This window comes from Cupriavidus sp. H18C1 (assembly GCF_049311595.1).
In the GTDB taxonomy this organism is placed as follows: domain Bacteria; phylum Pseudomonadota; class Gammaproteobacteria; order Burkholderiales; family Burkholderiaceae; genus Cupriavidus; species Cupriavidus cauae.
The window spans coordinates 1,399,251-1,418,610 of the sequence record NZ_CP186009.1 but is presented as its reverse complement, the minus strand read 5'-3'; the positions used below and the strand labels follow the sequence as shown (position 1 = coordinate 1,418,610).

The window sequence follows — 19,360 nt, the reverse complement described above, 5'->3', positions numbered from 1 at the left end:
CAGATCGTCGAACTGCTGTGCTGCGAGCCGGTTTTGGTGGCGGGACGAAAATCCTGGCGGTTAATTGCAATTCTTCAACGAAGACCGCCGCGGCGGCAATTCTCATTCAGCGCGATGCAAGGCCTTGGTCCGGTACAGCATGGTGAGCGCCACCGGCGCGCCGACGAGGCCGATCACCGCATTCAGATGGAACACATGCCGGCTCCATGGCAGATGCACCACCAGGTCGCCGGCAAGGCCCAGCACCGCGCCGACCAGCGCCGCGCCCGGCAGCAGCACGCGATGATCGGCGCAGCGCCACAGCGCGCGGGCCAGCTGCGCGGAGACCAGCCCCAGGAAGGCCACCGGCCCGCAGAATGCCGTCACCAGCCCCGTCAGCCATGCGGTGGCCAGCAACGCGGCGCGCTTGACCCGCGCCACCGGAATGCCCATCGATTCGGCGTAGCGCTCCCCGAGCAGCAGGCCGTTGAGCGGCTTGACCAGCAGCAGGCTGCCGAGCAGGCCGATCGCTACCCCGGGCACCAGCAGTTCGAGCTGCCGGCGCGTGGCGCCGGCAAAGCTGGCGTCGTCCCAGGCCTTGAAGGCGCGCGCCTGCGTTTCGTCGATGAAGTGCATCGAGGCGCTGATCAGGCCGACCGCCAGGTAGCCGAGCATCAGGCCGGTAATCAGCAGCGTCACGGTGCCGACCCGGCGCGACAAGACCGCGAGCAAGGCCAGCACGGCGGTGGAGCCGGCGATCGATGCCAGTGCCATGCCGAGGTCGCCGACCAGTCCGTAGCGCAGCAGGAACGCATTGCCCGCGACGCCGGCGATGGTGACCAGCAGTGCCGTGCCCAGCCGCGCGCCGTGCACGATGCCGAGCACGAAGGGATCGGCCAGCGGATTGCGGAACAGCGTCTGCAGCAGCAGGCCCGACAAGCCCAGGGCGGCCCCGCTGACCATCGCGTTGATCGCCCGTGGCAGGCGAAAGCCCAGCACGATATCGCGCCAGACCTCGGCCTCGACCGGCTGCGCGGTCAATGCCTGCAGCACGGCCGGCAGCGGCACGGCAACCGCGCCCAGCGTGAGTTCGGTCACCAGCAGCACCACGATGGCCAGCACCAGGCCGGCGAAGATCAGCGGGCCGCGCCGCGTGGATGTGCGCGGCATCGGCGCCGTGGCAGAAGTCAGGGTCGTCACGGTAGTTTCCGCAGGAATCGAGAGGTGGGATCGGAGGTCGGCGTGGCGGCTTGCGTGCCCGAGACGACCTCGGCCGCTTCGGATGCCAGTTCGGGATGCAGCGCCGCGATGGCCTCGGCGAGCTGGATATGCGGCCGCGTCATGCTCTGGTCCTGGTAGGGATACGCCCAGGCCCCGGTATAGCCGCGGTCCCATGCATGGACATTGCGGCCGGCCGCCGCGGCGAAGCGCCCGTGCAGCGGACTGGCGGCGAGCCACGCTTCGAGATCGGCCCGCCCGCCGATCGTGCCCAGCCAGGCCGGCGCATCGACGCCGCGCGCATAGACGCGTTCGAACGGCAGATAGACCAGGCTGCCGGTGCCGCCGCCATCGAGCACATAGCGTCCGCCCGCGTCCGCGATCAGGCGCGCGCGCTGGTTGTCCGCGCCGAAGGTCTCGAAGCTCTGTCGTCCCGCGGCAAAGCCGGACATCACCGCGGGACGAGTCTGCGCACGCGCCGCCAGCGCGGCCAGCCGGCGGTATGCGGCCTCGATCGACGCGAACTGCGCGTTGGCACGCTGCTCGCGGTTGGTCAGCAGCGCCAGCAGCTTGAGCCATTCCGCACGCCCGAGCGGATGGGGCTCGTGATGGTCCGCCTGCGCGATCGCACGCACCCCCAGCTCCCACAGGCGCGGGTGCATATTGCCCTGCGGATAGGCCGAATAGAAGCTGAGATAGACATCGGCCTGCACCGACATCGCCTGCTCGATCGAGGCATGGCCGTAGCCCCACATATCGTGGACCAGCCCCTGCTCGATCCGCGTCCGCACCGATGGCACCGTCACGCCGCGCACGTTCTCCGTGCCATACAGCCGGTCCACCAGGCCCAGTTCGTCCAGCGCGCCGAGCATGGCGGCGTTGCCGGTGACCAGGCGCTGGATCGGCACCATGATCACCGGCACCTCGTCGCGATGCGGCGGCACCGGCGTACCGCACTGGACCAGCAGGTATTCGAGCCGTTCGCCGGTTCCCACACTGGGCGTGAAGCGCACGCGCTTGTGGTGCGGGCCGTATTCGACCTCGAGCTGGGACGAATGCGAAAACGTCGTCTTGTGCGGGAAGTAGTCGACGCCGGGGCGATAGTCGGCGACGCAGGCGGCATCGAGGTTGGCAGCGGGACCGGCGGCGCCGACGGCCAGTGTCGGCCACGTGGCGCGCGGCGGGGCTTCGATCCGCGTGCAGCCGCACAGCAGCACGGCCAGTGCGATGGCGGACGCCGTGGCCCGCGCGGTCGCCGATGCGATCGCGGCCCGGGTTGCAGCCCGGGTTGCGGCCCCGGTTGCCGCCACGGTTGCCGCCACGGTCCCGCGCCGGTTCACCGCGGCCCCTGCGCGAAGGCCGTCGCGTTCGACGGCCTTCGTAGCGCCTCGACCAGCGCGCCAAGCGTCGGATAGCACGTCGCCACGCCGCCTTCACCGGCGACGGTATATCCCGCCGCATCGGCGCGCAGCGTCAGCGCGGCGGCGGGATCGCGCACATACCCTGCCCGCTCCAGCGCCCGTGCGGCCCAGCTGGCGCGAAGCCCCGCGCCTTCCAGCCGGATCGCGCGGGTACCGGCCGGTCCCACGCGCAGCTCCGCGCGTTCGAGATCGAAGGTCAGTCCGTCGGAGGCAAAGCTCGCCCCCCAGCACGCCGTCGATGGCGAGGTCCTCCGGTGCGCCGACATGCAACCGCCGCTGGCCGTCGATCAACCACAACTCGTCGGCGTAGCGCAGCGCCAGTTCCAGGTCGTGCGTGGACAGCAGCACCGCGAGGCCATGCCGGTGTGCGAGATCCAGCAGCAGCTGCATCGTGCCGACGCGACGCGGCAGGTCGAGGAAGGCGGTCGCTTCGTCGAGCACCAGCAAGCGCGGCTGCTGTGCCAGCGCGCGGGCAATCATGATCTTCTGCCGCTCGCCGTCGGACATCTCGGCAACCAGCCGCTCCGCCAGCGACAGGGCGCCGGCGCTCGCCATCGCGTCGTGCACGATGCGATGATCGTCCGGGCTCAGCCGGCCGGCCCAGCCCAGATAGGGATAGCGACCCATGCTGGCCAGCTCGTAGCCGCGCATCAGCGTGCCGTCGACCCGCTCGGTCAACACCACGGCAAGACGCCGCGCACGTTGCGCGGCGGGCATCGCGTGGATCGACTCGCCGTCCAGATGCACCTGTCCCGCCACGGGCGCCTGCATCGCGCACAGCGTGCGGATCAGCGTCGATTTGCCGGCGCCATTCGCGCCCAGCAGGCAGACGAACCGCCCGCTCGGGATGGACAGGTCGAGCGGCCCGAGCAGCGGACGCCCGCCATGGCCGGCGAACAGTCCCGTGGTCGCCAACACCGTCACAGCGTCGCTCCGAAGCTGGCGAACACGGTGCGCGGCGCGCCCGGATAGGTCGGCACGAAGGCGCCGCCGGAATCGTAATAGCGGCGATCGCCCAGGTTCTGCACCGTCAGCTGCAGCTTGTAGCGCCACGCCTTGCCGAAGCGGTAGGCGATATTGGCGTCCCAGCGCGTGTAGGACGGCAGAGCGAACGAGTTCTCCGTGTTGGCCTGCCGTTCGCCCACATAGGTCGCGCCGATGCCGACGCTCAGTCCCGACGCGGCGCCGGCGAAATCGTAGGTGGTCCAGATACTGGCGGTGCGGCGCGGCGCATTGGCCAGCAGCTTGCCGACCAGCGCCGGATTGCTGTCGGCGGCGATGTCGGCCTTGTATTGCGTGTAGCTCGCCAGCACGCGCCAGCGTGGCGTGATGCTGAACGGCACGTCGATCTCCCAGCCGCGGCTGCGCTGCTCGCCGACCTGGACCACATAGTTGAAGTCCTCCGGATCGGAGACCACGCCGTTGCTGCGGCGGATGTCGAACAGTGCGACGGTCGGCTCCAGCCGGCCGTCCAGCAGGCTGAACTTGGCGCCGATTTCGGTCTGCTTGCCGCGCGACGGCGCGGGCAGCGTGCCGGCGCGCAGCATGCCGCCGGACGGTTCGGTCAGGAAGGACCGCGCCCAGCTGGCGTAGAACGACACCGGCTCGACCGGCGTCCACGTCAGCCCCACGCGCGGCGACAGCGCGTCGTCATGCCGGACCAGCGTGTCCGCCGCCTGCAGGTACTGGGCGCGCGCGCTGGTCCGCGAGCGGTCGTAGCGCAGGCCGAGCAGCAATCGCCAATGCGCTCCGAACTGCAGCTCGTCCTGCGCATACAGGCCGAGATTGCGGCTGGCGTAGCGCGAGCCGTCGTACGGCAGCAGCGCGCCGGCGTTGGCGCCATGCACCGGGTGGTAGAGATCGATCGGCAGGTTCACCGGGAAGCCGCCCGGCCCCAGATTCGCCTGCGCGCTGAAGTCCCACTCGTCCCAGTTGTAATCGGCACCGATCAATACGCGGTGGCCGATGCCGCCGGTATCGAAGCGGCGCGAGGCCTCGGCCATCAGCATGGTATCGGTCTGCCGGTCGATATTGCGCTGCTTGCGGCGATTGACCTGCGGGTTCGGGCCATCGGCGCCGCTGAGCGCGGGAAATCCATACGGATACCAGACCGCATCGGTGCGCGCATACGAGCGCAGCGCGCCGGCGCGCAACGCCCAGCCATTGTCGAAGCGATGATCGAGCACCAGCGAGCCCAGCGCGCTGTCGTTGTCCAGCCGCGCGTCCCGCTCGCCATAGTTGTAATGGATCGGCACGTTCAGGAACAACGGGCTGTTGCCGAAGCCGCGGTCGAAGGCGCCGCGCCGGCGGCCGAACTCGAATTCCGCCGTCAGGCGCGTCTGCGGTGCCAGCTTCCACTGCAGCACCGGCGAGACGAACAGCGTCTGCGCGTCGACGAAGTCGCGGAAGCTGCGATTGTCCTGCCACGAGCCGGTGATCCGGTAGCTCAGCGTGTCGCTGATCGGCCCGGTGCTGTCCACCGTCGCGCGGCGGAAGTCGTGGCTGCCGCCGGTCAATTCCACGCTGTGCTGCGGTTTGTCCAACGGCTTGCGGGTCACGATATTGACCACGCCGCCCGGCTCGAAGCGGCCATAGAGCGCGGACGCCGGGCCCTTGAGCACCTCGATCTGCTCGATGTTGGCCATCTCGTCGACCGGGGCGAAGACGCTGCGGCGAAAGCCGTTCTTCAGGTTCGCCGAGGTCGCGAAGCCGCGCAGCCGGAAGCGGTCGTTGCTGCCGCCCCAGCCGACTTGCGCCGTCACGCCCGGGACGGTGCGGATGGCCTCGCCCAGCGTGAACACGCCACGATCCTCGATCAGCTCGCGCGTCACGGTCTGGATCGAGAACGGCGTCTCCTTCAGCGCGGTATCGCTCTTGTTGGCGGTGGGGGCGACCACCGCGCGGTAGGCCCGCTCGCGCGTGCCGGTGACGGTCACCGCCTCCAGCTCCGCGACCGCTCCGGCCTCGCCTTCCTGCGCCGCGCAGATGCCCGGCGCCGTGGCCAGCAAAGCCACGGCGGCGCGCTGCTGCCATCGGTTTGTATGAGGTTGTCTTTGCATGGTAGAGCGCACGGTGAGCGGGTCAGGGTGGATGAGATCGACGAGGTCGACGAGGCCGATAAGGTCGATAAGGTCGATAAGGTCGATAAGGTCGGCCAGGTCGACAAATCCGATAATGATATTGCATTATCATTAGAAGTCAATTGCGCCAAATCGGTTCTGCGTTGGAGCGCGCGCAGACTTTTCGCCGCGAGCCGGGACACGGCGGGGAGAGCTGGCATGGCGGTTGCATTCCATCTTGGATACAAGATTGGATGCACCAAAATGCGACCTGCCGCTGCCGACCCTATTCTTCATGACGAGACGTCCCCGGCCTGGATCCGGCGCTTCGACACCGCGCTTGCCGGAGCGGCCGACGGGCCGTTGGCCGGGCTGTCGTTTGCGATCAAGGACAACATCGATCTGGCCGGCTACCCGACCACGGCGGCCTGCCCTGCGTTCGACCGAATGCCGCGCGACAGCGCGCCGGTGGTGCAGAGCCTGCTTGCGGCTGGTGCATCGCTGTATGGAAAGACCAATCTCGATCAGTTCGCTTGCGGGTTGAACGGCACGCGTTCGCCCTATGGCGCGGTGCCCAACGCCTTCGATGCGCGCTATGTGTCTGGAGGATCGAGCTCGGGTTCGGCCTATGTGGTGGCCACCGGTGAAGTCGATTTCGCGCTGGGCACCGATACCGCCGGCTCCGGCCGCGTGCCCGCGGGGCTGAACAATATCGTCGGGCTCAAGCCGAGCAAGGGTCTGATCAGCGCCCGCGGCGTACTGCCGGCAGCGCAGAGCGTCGACTGCGTGTCCATCTTCGCGCGCACGGTCGACACGGCATCCCGTGTACTGGCCGTTGCCCAGGGCTACGACGCGCTCGACCCGTACTCACGCGACCTGCAGCTTTGTCGCTGCCCCTTTCCGGCCACCTTCCGTTTTGGCGTCCCCAACACGCTCGAATTCTGCGGCGATGCGCTTGCCGAGCGCGAATTCACCGTCGCGATCGAACGGTTGCGCGAACTGGGCGGCGAGCCGGTGACGATCGACTACGCGCCGCTCGCCGAGGCCGCTGCCCTGCTCTACGACAGCGCGCTGGTGGCCGAGCGCTACGCGGCGATCCGCCGCTTCTTCGATGCGCACGAAGCCGACGTGTTCGAGCCGGTTCGCAGCATCGTTGCCAGCGGCCGCGACTACAGCGCGGCCGACGTGTTCGACGCGCAGACGCGATTGCGTGCGCTCGGGCAGCGCGCGGCAGCGATGTGGGAGCGCATCGACCTGCTGCTAGTGCCGACCGCACCGACCCACTACACGATCGCGCAGATGCGCGACGACCCGATCGCGCTGAACCGCCATCTCGGCGCCTATACCAACTTCGTCAATCTGCTCGACTACGCGGCCTTGTCGGTTCCCAGCAGCCTGCGCGCGGACGGCCTGCCCTTCGGCATCACGCTGATCGGCCCATGTGGCAGCGATCTGCAACTGGCCGAACTGGGGCAGCGCTATCACCACCGCAGCGGACTGACGCAGGGCGCGACCGGCCTGCCGTTGCCCACGCCCGGCTCGATTCCTGGGCTCACACCCGTGTGCCAGGACACCGTGCGGGTGGCCGTGGTGGGCGCGCACCTGAGCGGCATGCCGCTGAACCGCCAACTGACCGAGCGCCATGGGCGCCTGGTATCCGCGGCCACGACCGCCGCCGACTATCGGCTCTACGCGCTGCCGGACAGCACGCCGGCAAAGCCCGGGCTGTTGCGCGTCGCACCCGGCACCGGGCACCGCATCGCGCTGGAAATCTGGGAAATGCCGATGCAGGACTATGGCTCATTCGTCGCGCTGATCCCGGCGCCGCTTGGCATCGGACGCATCCGCCTCGACGACGGCAGCGAAGTGCAGGGCTTCCTGTGCGAGCCGTTCGCGCTGGCCGGTGCCACCGACATCAGCCACTTCGGCGGCTGGCGCGCCTATGTCGCGGCCAACGCCTGACGGAATCGTCTCTCGCACCGACCATCGAGCCCGGCCCACGCCGAACACTTCCCGTGCCTCACTACCGACCAGCGACCTCAACCTCCAGGAGCGATCTGATGCCCCGTGAATCCATGCCCTCCCGCGCTGCCCGCGCGTTGCCGGCTTCCGACACCGCAACGCCGCAGCGCGGCCGCCGCAGCGTGCTCAAGGCCGCCGCCGCGACCGCGCTCGGCGCCATCGCCGCACCCGCCATCGTGCGTGCGCAAAGCGCGCCGCCGATCCGCATCGGTTTCTGGCCGGTCGCCTCGGGCTTGCCTTTCTTCGCCGCAATCGACAAGGGCTATTTCAAGGAGGCCGGCCTGAATGTGCAGGCGCTGAAGTTCGCCAGCCCGCAGCAGGTCACCGAAGCCATCCTCGCCGGGCGCGCCGAGGGCAGCGCCAGTGGAACCGCGTCGGCCGCGCTGGCGATCGGCGAGATCGCCCAGCCGGGATTGGTCAAGATCTTCTGCGCCAACCCGAGCAATGCCAGGTACGTGCTCGACGAATTCCTGGTCGCGAAGGAGAGCCCGATCCAGCGCATCGCCGAGCTGAAAGGCAGGAAGATCGGCTGCGGGCCCGGCGTGCAGAACGTGCTGATGGCCAGGACGGTGCTCGAGCGCGCCGGCGCGACCGGCGCCACGGTGGTCGAGTTGCCGATCGGTCAGCATGTGGCCGCGATTGCCGCGGGCCAGATCGAAGCGTGCTACACGCTGGAGCCGACCGGCACGATCGGCCGCCTCAATGGCGCGACCCGCACGCTGGAGGTCGGCGTGATCGCCAAATACCTGCTGGGCGATCCGATGGCACCCTGGTTCGGCGGATCGGCCAGCCTGTCCAGCGAATTCATCGCCAGGCATCCCGACGTCGCGCGCAAATACATCGCGGCCTATCGGCGCGGCGTCGAACTGGTGCAGAAGAACCTGCCGGAGGCGCGCCCATCGCTGAAGGGCTATACCGCCATCGACGGGGCGCTGACGGCCGAGGTGCCGATGGTCGACTACGTGTTCTCGACCGATTTCAAGCCCAGCGACGTGGCGTACTTCCAGAAGTATTTCGACCTGTTCGCCGAGAAGGGCATCTTCAGCAAGCGCGTACTGGTCGACTCGATGCTCTACAAAGGTTGATTGCCATGCCGGAAACGACCACGTCTTCGCCTGTCTCTCCGCCATGGGCCGCCGCGGCGGCGGCATCCACGCCCGCGCCGCCGAAGGTATCGCTGGGCAGCCGCCTGCTGCCCTTCCTGGGCCCGCTGGTGCTGTTCATCATCTGGGACCTGGCCGTGCGCGGCGGCTTCATCAAGGCCATCCTGCTGCCGCCGCCGTCCGACACCATCGCCACGCTGGTGTCGGGCCTGCTCGGCGGTCCGCTGCTGACCGACTTCCTGGTGACGGTCGCGCGCACGCTGCAGGCCTTCCTCGTGGCCGCGGTCGTCGGCATGCCGCTGGGCGTGGTGCTCGGCAGCAACGAGAAGGCCTATCGCAGCGTCGAGTTCCTGATCGACTTCTTCCGCTCGACGCCGTCGTCGGCACTGATCCCGCTATTCCTGCTGATCTTCGGCGTCTCGGACATCAACAAGGTGGCGATCGCCGCGTTCGGCGCACTGCTGATCGTGGTATTCAACAGCGCCTACGGCGTGATCAACGCGCGCAAGCAGCGCGTGGCAGCGGCGCAGGTGATGGGTGCCTCGCGCTGGCAGATCTTCAAGGACGTGCTGATCTGGGAAAGCCTGCAGCCGTCCTTCGTCGGCCTGCGCTCGGCGGTATCGATGGCGCTGGTGATCGTGATCGTCGCCGAGATGTTCATCGGCTCGGAGAACGGCCTTGGCCATCGCATCATCGACGCGCAGCAGGTTCTGAACGTCAAGAGCATGTACGCGGCGATCCTGGCCGCGGGCGCGCTCGGCTATGTATTGAACATCCTGTTTCTGGTGATCGAACGCCGGATCGTGCATTGGAGCGGCAGATGAGCGCAGTGATCAACGCCCCCGTTTTCGCGGATACGCCGAAGCCGGCCTTCCGTCCCGGCCCCGCCGGCACGCATATCACCATCCGTGGGCTGACCAAGTACTTCGCCGGCTGGCCGCTGTACGAGAATTTCGATCTCGATATCCCGAAGGGCAAGATCGTCTCGATCTTCGGTCCCAATGGATGCGGCAAGTCCACGCTGATCAACATGATTGCCGGGCTGGTGCCGATCGACGCCGGCGAAATTCTGTTCGACGGCAAGTCGCTGAAGGACACCAAGATCGGCTACGTGTTCCAGAACTACCGCGAGGCGCTGTTTCCGTGGATGCGGACCATCGACAATATCGCCTACCCGCTGAAGATGGCCGGGCAATCCAAGGCCGAGGTCGACCGCCGCATGGCCGAGCTGGTCGCCTCCTTCGACGTCAAGTTCGACCTGAACCGCTATCCGTATGAGCTGTCAGGCGGCCAGCAGCAGACCGCATCGATCATGCGCGCGCTGGCGCCGAAGCCCGAAGTGCTGTTCCTCGACGAGCCCTTCTCGGCGCTGGATTTCGAGATGACGCTGTTCATCCGCGAGAAGCTGCAGGAGGTCTTCATGCAGACCGGCACCACCATGATGCTTGTCTCGCACGATCTCGAGGAAGCGGTCTACCTGGCCGACGAAGTGCTGCTGCTGACCAAACGCCCGACGCGGGTCGCGGAAATCCTGCACTACGGCGATGCGCGGCCCCGCACGGTCGAGACGCTGTCGCAGCCCAGCTTCGTCGATACCAAGCGGCTCAGCATGGAAATCTTCCAGCGCGAGGTGCGGCGCTGAACTGCGCGCGGCGCCGGAACGGCCCGCCGCGCGGTATGCTTCGAAGCAGCAGAAGACGGAGACACCTTCTTTCCATGCAGACCCTCGGCAAGCAGGCACGCGCGTCCACCATCAAGGCGGTCAAGACAACATCCAGGACGGCGCCCAAGACGGCGCCCACAAAGGCGGCGCCGATGACCGCCCGCCCTCGCACCGGGACGGCAACCCCAACGGGAACGGCCGACGCCGACGCCGGCCCGCGGCGCTTGGTCGCCGACCAGGTCTACGACGGACTGAAGCGCGACATCGGCCAGTTCCGGCTGCTGCCCGGCGACCGCTTCACCGAACTGGAGCTGTGCGCCCGGCTGGGCGTGTCGCGCACGCCGGTGCGCCAGGCGCTGGTGCGTCTGCAGCAGGAGGGCTATGTCGAGGTGATGTTCCGCAGCGGCTGGCGCGTGCTGCCGTTCGACTTCGACCGCTACGAGCAGCTCTACGACCTGCGCATGGTGCTGGAAACCACGGCGGCGCAGCGCCTGTGCACGGGGACTGCGGTGTACGGTGCCGCGGTCGATCGCTCCCGCATGGAGCAGTTGGCCGCGATCTGGCTGGTGGAGCCCGCGCGGCGCAGTACCGACGGCGTCCAGGTCCGGCAATGGGACGAGGAATTCCATTGCGCGCTGGTCGAGGCGGCCGGCAATGCGGAAATGGCGCGGATACACCGCGACATCACCGAGCGCATCCGCATGGTGCGCAGTCTCGATTTCACCAAGTCGTTCCGGATCGAGGCCACCTACGAAGAGCACGCGCAGATCCTGCGCGCGATCCTCGCCAAGCGCGCCGACCAGGCCACGATGCTGCTGCGCGCGCATATCGGCAGCAGCCAGGCGGAAGTGCGCAAGATCACGCTGCACCAATTGCATCTGGCCCGACATCATGGAGGGACCGGGGGCGACGGTCGCAGCTGACGCCGCGAAGCGGGTGTTTCCCCTCGGCGTATCGCTCGGAACACGTGCCGCACATATGTGGGGCGCAAGTGCCCTGTCACACGAGCTTCTTCAGTCGGCTCTTGTAATCCGCGCCGCGGCGGACGTAATCGGCGGCGTTCGCGCGCAGATTGCGCACTTCCTCTTCGCTCAAATCCCGGGAAGCCCCGCGTGCCGCTATTCGACCGATACGTTGGCCTTCTTGACCAGCGTGGCATAGCGCGCCGCCTCGCTGGCGAAGAACGTTGCCGCCTGCGCCGGCGTGGTCGGCCGCGTGGCGGTCGCCTGCTTCTTCAGCGCCTCGACCACCTCGGGGCTGGTGAAGACCATGGCGAAGGCATCGTGCAGGCGCTGGACCTCGGCGGGCGGCAGGTTGGCCGGACCGACCAGCGCGAACCAGCCCTCGATGTCGTAGGCGGGCAAGCCTTGTTCGGCGATGGTCGGGATATCGGGCGCCGCCTGCGAACGCGTCGCGCCGCACAGGCCGATCGCGCGCAGCGTGCCGGCCTTCAGATGCGGCAGCGCGGCGTTCAGCGCGACCACGCCGAACTGAACCTGACCCGACAGCAGATCGGTGACCATCGGACCGGTGCCCTTGTAAGGAATATGGCGCGCCTTGACGCCGGCCTCCTCCAGGAACATCTGGCCGGCCAGATGAATCACGGTGCCGTTGCCCGAGGACGCGTAGTTGTACTCGTCCGGTTTGGCCTTCAGCAAGGCGACCAGCTCCTTGACGTTGCGCGCCGGCACCTTCGGGCTGACCACCAGCACCAGCGAGGTCGCGCCCAGCACGCTGATCGGCGTGATGTCCTTGATCGCATCGAACGGCATCGACTTGAAGACGCTCGGATTGATCGCGTGGTTGTTCGACACCATGCCGAGCGTGGTGCCGTCCGGCGCCGCCTTGACCACCGCGGCCGTACCGGTGATGCCGCCCGCACCGGGCATGTTCTCGATCACGACCGGCTGGCCGAGCGCCTTGCCCAGCGCCGGCGCGGCGGTCCGCACGATCGCATCGACACCGGAACCCGCGCTGATCGGCAGAATCAGCCGGATCGGCTTGCCGGAACCCGGCTGCGCCTGCGCGTTCCGAAGGGGGATACAGCGCCGGCACGCCGAGCATGCCGAGCGTGACCGCGGCCGCGGCCAGTTTGATCACGTTGCGACGGATCGGCAGCGAGGGCGCGATGGCGCGCGAGCGGGGGGAATGCATGATGTTGTCTCCGCATGGGTAGTGTCCGGCCGCTGTGCCGCGGCCTGTTCGGGCTTGGCCGGCGCAGATCGCGCGCCGGCACCTCCGTGCTGTCAGCGCGCGCCCTTGCCCAGGCGCGCCAGGATTTCGTCGTTGTGCTCGCCGGCCTTCGGCAAGGGAATGCGTACGCCGGGGCGGCGGCCGCCCATCAGCAGCGGCAGCAGCACGGCCGGCGCCGTCGAGCCGTCCTCGGCCTGCATCGACACCAGTCCCCCCGCTCTCCTTCAGATGCACGTCGTCGAGCAGCTGATCGGGGCGTACGATCGGCGCGTACGGAATGCCGGCCGCCTCGAGCTTTGGCACCAGCTCGGCGACGCGGTGATGCCGCAGGATGCCGCCGAGCTGCTCCAGCAGTTGCGGCCGTACCGCGACGCGCGAGGCATTGCTGGCGTACTCTGGCACGTCGAGCAGGTCCGGCCGCTCCAGCACCCTGCACAGCGTGACGAACTGCTTGTCGCTGACCGCGCCGATGAACAGTTGCTCGTCGTCGGCCAGCGTGAAGACGTCGTAGACGCTCCAGGCCGATACGCGCGAGGGCATCGGCGGCGGCGCCTCGCCCGTCATCGCGTACTGCTGCATGTGCTGCGAGGCGAGGAACACGCAGTTCTCGAACAGCGCGCTCTGGATCTCCTGGCCGCGGCCGGTGCGATCGCGCTCGCGCAGCGCGGCCAGCACGCCGATCGCGCCGAACATGCCGCCCATGATGTCGTTGACCGAGGTGCCGGCGCGCAAGGGCCGTCCCTTCGGCCCGGTCATGTACGACAGCCCGCCCATCATCTGCACCACCTCGTCGAGCGCCAGCCGGTTCTCGTACGGCCCCGGCAGGAAGCCCTTGTGCGAGACATAGATCAGCTGCGGACAGGTCTTTGACAGCGTGTCGTAGTCCAGGCCGAGCTTGCCCATCAGGCCGGGACGGAAGTTCTCCAGCAGCACGTCGCACTGCCCGGCCAGCTCCGCCGCGGTGGCGCGGCCCTCGTCGGTGGTGATGTCCAGCACCACGCTCTTCTTGTTGCGGTTGAAGGCGCGGAAGAAGCCGACGCCCAGGCCCGGCAGGTTGCGCGTCCTGTCGCCGCCGGGCGGTTCGACCTTGATGACCTCGGCACCGAGATCGGCCAGGATCATGCCGCAGGTCGGGCCCATGACCATATGGGTGAACTCGACCACGCGGATGCCGGCGAGCGGCAGGGATTCGTTGCTTTGCGTCATGATATGACCCAATCGGTGGCGATCAGGCTTGAAAGGTCGGGGAAGCGGCCGCGCCACAGCGGCTCGGCGCGGAAAGGCCGGCGTCATCGCGAGCGGTGACACCGGGAAATGTCTTCGGCAAGCCGGCGCGCCACAGCGTGCCGTGCAGGGTCTCGCCGGCGAGCCAGCCCGCCACCCGCTCGCGCAGCCGCAGCAGCGCGCCGATATCGAGGCCGGTATCGATGCCCATGCTGCCCAGCATATAGGCCAGGTCTTCGGACGCGACATTGCCGCTCGCGCCCGGCGCATGCGGGCAGCCGCCGATGCCGCCGAGGCAGGCGTCGAAGCGGTTCACGCCGGCCTGCATCGCGGCGTAGACGTTGGCCAGCCCCAATCCGCGGGTATCGTGGAAATGCCCGCACCAGAAGCGGTCGCCGGCGATCGCGACGGCGCGCTCGAACAGCGCGGCCACCTGCGCGGGATCGGCATAGCCGACCGTATCGGCAAGGCTGACGCGGTCCGCCCCGGCATCGAGCAGCGCCTGCATCAGGCGCAATACTTCGTCGGCCTCGACATGGCCCTGGATCGTGCAGCCGAACGCCGTGCCGACGCCGCCTTCGATCAGCGTGCTTGCACCGGCCGCGTCACGCGCCGCGCGCATGCGGGCCACCTCGGCCACCACTTCGTCGGGAGTCTTGCGCAGGTTCGCCAGGCTGTGCGCATGGCTGGCCGACAGCGGCACCAGCATCAGGTCGGCGCCGTGGGCCAGCGCGAGCTCGGCACCACGCAGATTCGGCACGAGCACCGAGCAGAACAGTCCCGGCAGCGTCCGGGCGAAGGCCAGCAGCTCGGCCGTATCGGCCAATTGCGGCAGCAGCCGCGCGGGCACGAAGGAGCCGATCTCGATTTCGCGCTGGCCGGCGTCGTAGGCGGCGCGGATCCATTCGCGCTTCTGTTCGGTCGGCACGATGGTCTGCACGCTCTGCAGCCCGTCGCGCAGGCCCACCTCGCGGACCACGGCACGGCTGGGCAGGGAGGGGAAATTGGCTGGCTTTCATGGCTCTGGCTGGCTTTCGCGGATGCGGGCCGGGAGATCGGCGATCTCGTGCGGCCGGGTGGGAGCAATGTATGCCATTCCTGAAATCACCTAAAGCGATGATTCGAGCACGTTAAGATTCCAAATGGGAAATCCTTCGCCGTGTTTTGACCACGTCCCATGGCGCAGCATGGACACAAAATACAAATAATAATTTTCATTTCTCCCTTTCACCTCTATTATTATTTGCATGCCACGCAAAGCCAGCACAGTCGCCACGCTTCCCGGCCCGGTCGCGAGATCCCTCAAAGTTTTAGGGGCCAACTTGCGCATAGCGCGAAAACGCCGCAACGAAACCATGATGGCGTTCGCTGAACGGATGCAGGTATCCGTACCGACGTTGAGAAAGATGGAAAACGGCGACCCCACTGTCTCGATGGCCGTGTACGCGATGGCTCTTTGGCTGATCGGACGACTGAACTGGCTTGCTCAGATTGCCGACCCCGCGGTGGACGAGGTGGCCCTGGATCTGGAACTGACGCGGATTCAGCGCTCCGGCAGGAGTAAGAAAGTGACATGGAACAAGCCGTGACCGACCATCTCTTCGTTTGGCTGTATCTCCCCAAACAATTGACACCTGTGCTGTGCGGTCGCCTCGACCTGGTGGGAGGCCGCCAGGGTCTGTTTTCCTACGCCCCGAGCTATCTCGATCTGACTGACAGCTTTCCCCTTTCGCCGGATCTGCCATTGAGACTTGGCCAATATGTCCCGCCGGCCGGTCTTGCGTTGCCTCCAGTGTTCGAGGACGCCGGACCGGACCGATGGGGCCAGAGGGTGATCGATCGGGTCTTCAATCCACACCGCCGCGCTGCCATCGACTATCTGGCCCTCGCGGGGAGGACCGCATTGGCGCCCTTGGCTTCTGCATGTCCGACGGGACGTACAACGTCGAACATCCGGTCGCATTCCACCGAGGCGACCTCCACAGCCTGCTCGAAGCGGCGCAAGCCCTCGAGTTGCAGTTGCCAATTGACGAGCGGCTGCGGCAACTGCTCCGTCCCGGTGGCACGGCAGGCGGAGCACGTCCGAAAGCAACGATCGACGACGATGGCCGTGCCTGGATTGCCAAGTTCCCCGCGCAAGGGGACGACGTGGACTTCTGCGCAGTGGAGCATGCGTCGTTACGACTGGCGGCAGACTGCGGAATCCACGTCCCGGAATCCCGCCTGCTACGGCTTGACAGGTTCAGTGTGCTGCTTGTCGCCAGATTCGATCGGCAGCACGATGGCAGCCGCGTCCACTTTGCCAGCGCACGCACCATGCTGATGGCCGAAGGGATTGCAGAGCCGGAGATGTCTTATGCAGATATCGCAGAGGTGGCAAGGCGATTCTCACCGACGCCAGTCGATGACAGTCGCCAAGTGTTCCGCAGGATGGTGTTCAACATCCTGATCGAGAATACGGATGACCACGCGAAGAACCATGCGTTTCTCCACTCGGCAGGCCAGGCAATGCGCTTGGCGCCCGCGTACGATCTCCAGCCGCAATTGCAAGGCCTCCATTACCACCAACTCGTCATCGGCGATCAGGGCTCTGAACCATCCCTGGCAAACGCGTTGTCACAGGCATCGCGATTCATGCTGAGCGAACAGGAAGCGCATGCAGAAGTCGAGCGCCTTATTGACCGCGTCGCGAAGTGGAGGACGGTGTTCGAACAGAGCGGAGTACGTCCCCACGACATAGAGGCATGCGCACCATACATGATGCGGGACACCAGGCTTCCTGCACGACGCACCAGGCGTCGGCCCTGACAGCGCAGCCCTGCGCGGGCGCCTGTCCGAAGCGGCATAGCGGGCGTACCATATCCCATCGCACATTCGACCGGCGGCGCGACCGCCCGGCAAGGGGAGACAGGCTGTGGATGCAGGCATGGTGAAAATCGGCGAACCGCGTCTTCGATCTGCTCGAGCTGTTCGAGCGCGAGCGGCGGCCACTGCGGGTCGGCGAAATCGTCGAGAAGCTGGGGATACCGCAATCGAGCGCGTCGATGCTGGTGCGCACGCTGGTGGGCCGGGGCTATATGGAATGCGACGCGCAGGCAGCGCCTGCTCCAGATGCAGCCGCTCGACCATCCTGCCATCGAGATTGATCACACCCGCGTCGGCCTGCTCGCCCGCCGCGAAGGCGGCGGCGATCCGCTCGGCTTCCGCGACCTGCTGTGCCGACGGTGCGAATGCCGCGTTGGCGGCGTCGATCTGCGACGGGTGGATCAGCGTCTTGCCGTCGAAGGCCAACCGCACCGATTGGGTCAATTCCGCCGCATAGCCCGCCTGGTCGCCGAAGTCGTTCCAGACACCATCGAGTATGTCGACCCCGTAGCGTTTCGCCGCCAGCACGGCCAGCATCAGCCAGGGCAGCAGATAGCGGCGCTCCTCGCCGGCAAATACACCGGTGTCCTTCGCAAGATCGTTGGTGCCGATCACCAGGCAATCGAGACGCGGTGTGGCCGCGTGCCCTGCCGCGACGATCGCATCGAGCCGATGGATCGCCTGCGGGGTCTCCACCATCGCCCATAGCGTTGGCAGCTTGTCCCATGCCAGCGCCGCGCAGGCGCCGGCGAATGCCACGACATCGCTGTCGTCGCCGACCTTCGGCAGCAACACCGCGTCGACGCGCGCGCTGGCGGCCAGCATCAGGTCCTGCTCGAATTCGGCGGTGCCCAAGGCATCGACGCGCAGCACGATCTCCTGGTTGGCAGGTCGCCCCGCAGACAGCGCTTGCGCAAGCTGCGCGCGCGCGGCGCCCTTCATCGCGGGCGACACCGCATCCTCCAGGTCGAACACGATCGCATCGCATGGCAGCGCGGCGGCCTTGTCGATGGCGCGGGCGTTGGCCGGGGGAACGTAGAGCACCGAGCGGCGCAGGCGGAGGAAATCGTCGGTCATGGTCTCGATATCGAAGTGGGTTGGCGCGCAGGCGGTACGGGACCGCGCGACATGCAGTCTGCCCTTCTGCCCGGCGCCTCGCCATCACATACATGATGACTCGCGCCGCCGCCATTGCCACCAGGTAGACGGCAAGGCCGGGGGAATTCCGATCCATCATAGAATTTCGTCTTCTCCAACCGACGACGAGATCGCCATGAACGATTGGAACCTGCCCTGGACCGGCGGCTGCCGATGTGGACGATTGCGCTTCGAGATCACGGCCCCGCCGCTGCTGACGATGGCGTGCCACTGCACCGGCTGCCAGAAAATGAGCGCCAGCGCCTTTTCGCTGTCGATGGCGATTCCCGAAGCCGGCTTTCGCGTGACCGAAGGCGAGCCCGTCGTCGGCGGCATGCGCGGCGAGCAGGTCCGGCACCGGCATTGCGACTGGTGCAAGAGCTGGGTGTTCACCGAAATGGAGCCGAGCATGGGCTTCGTGAACGTCCGCCCAACCATGCTCGACGACGCCGCATGGTTCCAGCCGTACGTCGAGACGTACATGAGCGAAGCGCTGCCCTGGGCGAAGACCGGGGCGGTGCACGGCTTTGCGAAGTTCCCGCAGATGGAGGAGTATGGCCCCCCTCGTCGCGGAATTCGCGGCCAAGGGTGCGCGACCGGGCCGCTAACGCGTGGATTCGGGGCCGGGCGCGCGCGAACGCATCGCGTGCCCGCCCCCCGTCGCCCTGCCGGCTCACGTCGGCCAGGCCGACCCCAGGATGATGCTGCAGAAGTTCAGGCGCTGGTAGTTCGGATCCTTCAGCGCCAGCACATCGGCCTTGACGTTGCCGAAGGTCGTCAGCGGCTTGCGTCGCGTGCCCTCGGCGAAATGGTCGATGATGCTTTCCTTGAAGTTGTGCTCGCGCGGGTGATGCCGGCAGACGTGGTCGCGCTGCTCGCCGGTGAAGTCGTGATAGCACACTCCCAGCACGTCCATCTCGACGCCCGCCGTGACCAGCGCGACCGTCGGGCGCATATGTTCGGGAACGCCCGGCGTCGTATGCAGCGCGATCGCGGCCCAGACATCGTCGATATCCCGCTCGGCAATGCCATAGCCCTTCAGGAAATCGCGCGCCGCGTTGGCGCCGTCCACCTCGAAACGCAGATTGTCGCTGGCATAGCGCTGCGTCAGCCCCATATCGTGGAACATCGCGCCGATATAGAGCAGCTCCGGGTCGTAGGCCAGCGCCTTGCGCTCGCCGGTCAGCGCGCCCCAGAAGAACACGCGGCGGCTATGGTGGTACAGCAGATCGTCCTCGGTGTCGCGCACCAGCTGGGTGGCGGCGCGTGCCATCGCGCTGTCGGGTACGCGAATGCCGGCAATGATTTCGGCCATCTTGATTGCTCCTGAAGGATCGGCATGGCGGGCATCGGCAAGGCGCACGATGCGGTCGCCATCGCAAGAGTGAGAAGGGAACTGCCAGCCGGGGCCGCCGCCGTCCTGGGTCGTCCTTGGTCGCCTTCGGTCGCCACAGCGGTCCCGGTCTCGCGCTTTCA

At 67.3% G+C, this 19,360-nt stretch carries 14 protein-coding genes and 4 pseudogenes; 9 read left to right on the top strand and 9 right to left on the bottom strand.

What is annotated here, in order from left to right:
* Window positions 1-102: 102 nt before the first annotated feature.
* From OJJOAM_RS22245 to OJJOAM_RS22230, 4 genes are all read right to left on the bottom strand, one after another.
* The gene (locus OJJOAM_RS22245; RefSeq protein WP_422649871.1) at window positions 103-1,179 is read right to left on the bottom strand and encodes a FecCD family ABC transporter permease; all 1,077 of its coding nucleotides are present in this window, start codon (window positions 1,177-1,179) and stop codon (window positions 103-105) included.
* A complete protein-coding gene (locus tag OJJOAM_RS22240; RefSeq protein WP_422649870.1) occupies window positions 1,176-2,414 on the bottom strand; it encodes an ABC transporter substrate-binding protein in 1,239 nt (412 codons plus the stop codon). The genes OJJOAM_RS22245 and OJJOAM_RS22240 overlap by 4 nt, the downstream gene beginning before the upstream one ends.
* Before the next feature lie 216 nt (window positions 2,415-2,630).
* Entirely contained in the window at window positions 2,631-3,542 is a 912-nt protein-coding gene (locus OJJOAM_RS22235) for an ABC transporter ATP-binding protein (RefSeq protein WP_422649869.1), read from the bottom strand.
* Entirely contained in the window at window positions 3,539-5,632 is a 2,094-nt protein-coding gene (locus tag OJJOAM_RS22230) for a TonB-dependent siderophore receptor (protein ID WP_422649868.1), read from the bottom strand. Before OJJOAM_RS22230 ends, OJJOAM_RS22235 begins: the two co-directional genes overlap by 4 nt.
* Window positions 5,633-5,941: 309 nt before the next feature.
* Between OJJOAM_RS22230 and atzF the strand changes: the two genes are divergently transcribed.
* The 5 genes from atzF (at window position 5,942) to OJJOAM_RS22205 (ending at window position 11,388) form a co-directional block, all read left to right on the top strand.
* On the top strand, window positions 5,942-7,639 hold the full coding sequence (atzF, locus tag OJJOAM_RS22225; RefSeq protein WP_422651020.1) for an allophanate hydrolase: 1,698 nt from the start codon (window positions 5,942-5,944) through the stop codon (window positions 7,637-7,639).
* Between the two features lie 113 nt (window positions 7,640-7,752).
* Window positions 7,753-8,784, top strand: a complete 1,032-nt coding sequence (locus OJJOAM_RS22220) for an ABC transporter substrate-binding protein (protein WP_422651019.1) — start codon at window positions 7,753-7,755, stop codon at window positions 8,782-8,784.
* A 5-nt stretch (window positions 8,785-8,789) separates the two neighbouring features.
* Entirely contained in the window at window positions 8,790-9,626 is an 837-nt protein-coding gene (locus OJJOAM_RS22215; RefSeq protein WP_422649867.1) for an ABC transporter permease, read from the top strand.
* Window positions 9,623-10,444 (top strand): ABC transporter ATP-binding protein, encoded by an 822-nt coding sequence (locus OJJOAM_RS22210; RefSeq protein WP_226105836.1) that lies wholly within the window; start codon window positions 9,623-9,625, stop codon window positions 10,442-10,444. Before OJJOAM_RS22215 ends, OJJOAM_RS22210 begins: the two co-directional genes overlap by 4 nt.
* A 173-nt stretch (window positions 10,445-10,617) precedes the next feature.
* Window positions 10,618-11,388: a GntR family transcriptional regulator gene (locus OJJOAM_RS22205; protein ID WP_422649866.1), complete on the top strand. Its 771-nt coding sequence runs from the start codon at window positions 10,618-10,620 to the stop codon at window positions 11,386-11,388.
* 195 nt (window positions 11,389-11,583) lie between these two features.
* Here OJJOAM_RS22205 and OJJOAM_RS22200 read toward each other — a convergent pair whose 3' ends face one another.
* The 3 genes and pseudogenes from OJJOAM_RS22200 to OJJOAM_RS22190 form a co-directional block, all read right to left on the bottom strand.
* Complete coding sequence (locus OJJOAM_RS22200; RefSeq protein WP_422651018.1) at window positions 11,584-12,507, bottom strand: tripartite tricarboxylate transporter substrate binding protein; 924 nt, start codon at window positions 12,505-12,507, stop codon at window positions 11,584-11,586.
* A 204-nt stretch (window positions 12,508-12,711) separates the two neighbouring features.
* Window positions 12,712-13,864: pseudogene (locus OJJOAM_RS22195) on the bottom strand (CaiB/BaiF CoA transferase family protein).
* A 22-nt stretch (window positions 13,865-13,886) separates the two neighbouring features.
* Window positions 13,887-14,861: a hydroxymethylglutaryl-CoA lyase gene (locus OJJOAM_RS22190; protein WP_422649865.1), complete on the bottom strand. Its 975-nt coding sequence runs from the start codon at window positions 14,859-14,861 to the stop codon at window positions 13,887-13,889.
* Window positions 14,862-15,129: 268 nt separating this feature from the next.
* Here OJJOAM_RS22190 and OJJOAM_RS22185 point away from each other — a divergent pair, with 268 nt between their 5' ends.
* The 3 genes and pseudogenes from OJJOAM_RS22185 to OJJOAM_RS22175 form a co-directional block, all read left to right on the top strand.
* Window positions 15,130-15,471 carry a helix-turn-helix domain-containing protein gene (locus OJJOAM_RS22185; protein ID WP_422649864.1) on the top strand — a complete coding sequence of 114 codons (342 nt, stop codon included), beginning with the start codon at window positions 15,130-15,132 and terminating at the stop codon, window positions 15,469-15,471.
* Window positions 15,456-15,719, top strand: a pseudogene (locus OJJOAM_RS22180) (HipA N-terminal domain-containing protein); the annotation flags it as partial. The gene OJJOAM_RS22185 and the pseudogene OJJOAM_RS22180, both read left to right, overlap by 16 nt.
* A pseudogene (locus OJJOAM_RS22175) lies at window positions 15,701-16,516 on the top strand (type II toxin-antitoxin system HipA family toxin); the annotation flags it as partial. The pseudogenes OJJOAM_RS22180 and OJJOAM_RS22175, both read left to right, overlap by 19 nt.
* Here the strand turns inward: OJJOAM_RS22175 and OJJOAM_RS22170 are convergent.
* Complete coding sequence (locus OJJOAM_RS22170; RefSeq protein WP_422649863.1) at window positions 16,499-17,824, bottom strand: HpcH/HpaI aldolase/citrate lyase family protein; 1,326 nt, start codon at window positions 17,822-17,824, stop codon at window positions 16,499-16,501. The pseudogene OJJOAM_RS22175 and the gene OJJOAM_RS22170 sit on opposite strands and share 18 nt — an antisense overlap.
* Here OJJOAM_RS22170 and OJJOAM_RS22165 point away from each other — a divergent pair.
* A pseudogene (locus tag OJJOAM_RS22165) lies at window positions 17,823-18,311 on the top strand (GFA family protein); the annotation flags it as partial. The gene OJJOAM_RS22170 and the pseudogene OJJOAM_RS22165 overlap by 2 nt on opposite strands.
* Window positions 18,312-18,557: 246 nt before the next feature.
* Here the strand turns inward: OJJOAM_RS22165 and OJJOAM_RS22160 are convergent.
* Window positions 18,558-19,199 carry an HD domain-containing protein gene (locus tag OJJOAM_RS22160; RefSeq protein ID WP_422649862.1) on the bottom strand — a complete coding sequence of 214 codons (642 nt, stop codon included), beginning with the start codon at window positions 19,197-19,199 and terminating at the stop codon, window positions 18,558-18,560.
* Between the last annotated feature and the right edge of the window lie 161 nt (window positions 19,200-19,360).

Bases quoted from the DNA above. Each gene is read 5' to 3' on its own strand.
- atzF (WP_422651020.1), top strand. From the start codon at position 5,942: ATGCGACCTGCCGCTGCCGACCCTATTCTTCATGACGAGACGTCCCCG.
- OJJOAM_RS22220 (WP_422651019.1), top strand. From the start codon at position 7,753: ATGCCCTCCCGCGCTGCCCGCGCGTTGCCGGCTTCCGACACCGCAACG.
- OJJOAM_RS22215 (WP_422649867.1), top strand. From the start codon at position 8,790: ATGCCGGAAACGACCACGTCTTCGCCTGTCTCTCCGCCATGGGCCGCC.
- OJJOAM_RS22210 (WP_226105836.1), top strand. From the start codon at position 9,623: ATGAGCGCAGTGATCAACGCCCCCGTTTTCGCGGATACGCCGAAGCCG.
- OJJOAM_RS22205 (WP_422649866.1), top strand. From the start codon at position 10,618: ATGACCGCCCGCCCTCGCACCGGGACGGCAACCCCAACGGGAACGGCC.
- OJJOAM_RS22185 (WP_422649864.1), top strand. From the start codon at position 15,130: ATGCCACGCAAAGCCAGCACAGTCGCCACGCTTCCCGGCCCGGTCGCG.
- OJJOAM_RS22170 (WP_422649863.1), bottom strand. From the start codon at position 17,824: ATGACCGACGATTTCCTCCGCCTGCGCCGCTCGGTGCTCTACGTTCCC.
- OJJOAM_RS22160 (WP_422649862.1), bottom strand. From the start codon at position 19,199: ATGGCCGAAATCATTGCCGGCATTCGCGTACCCGACAGCGCGATGGCA.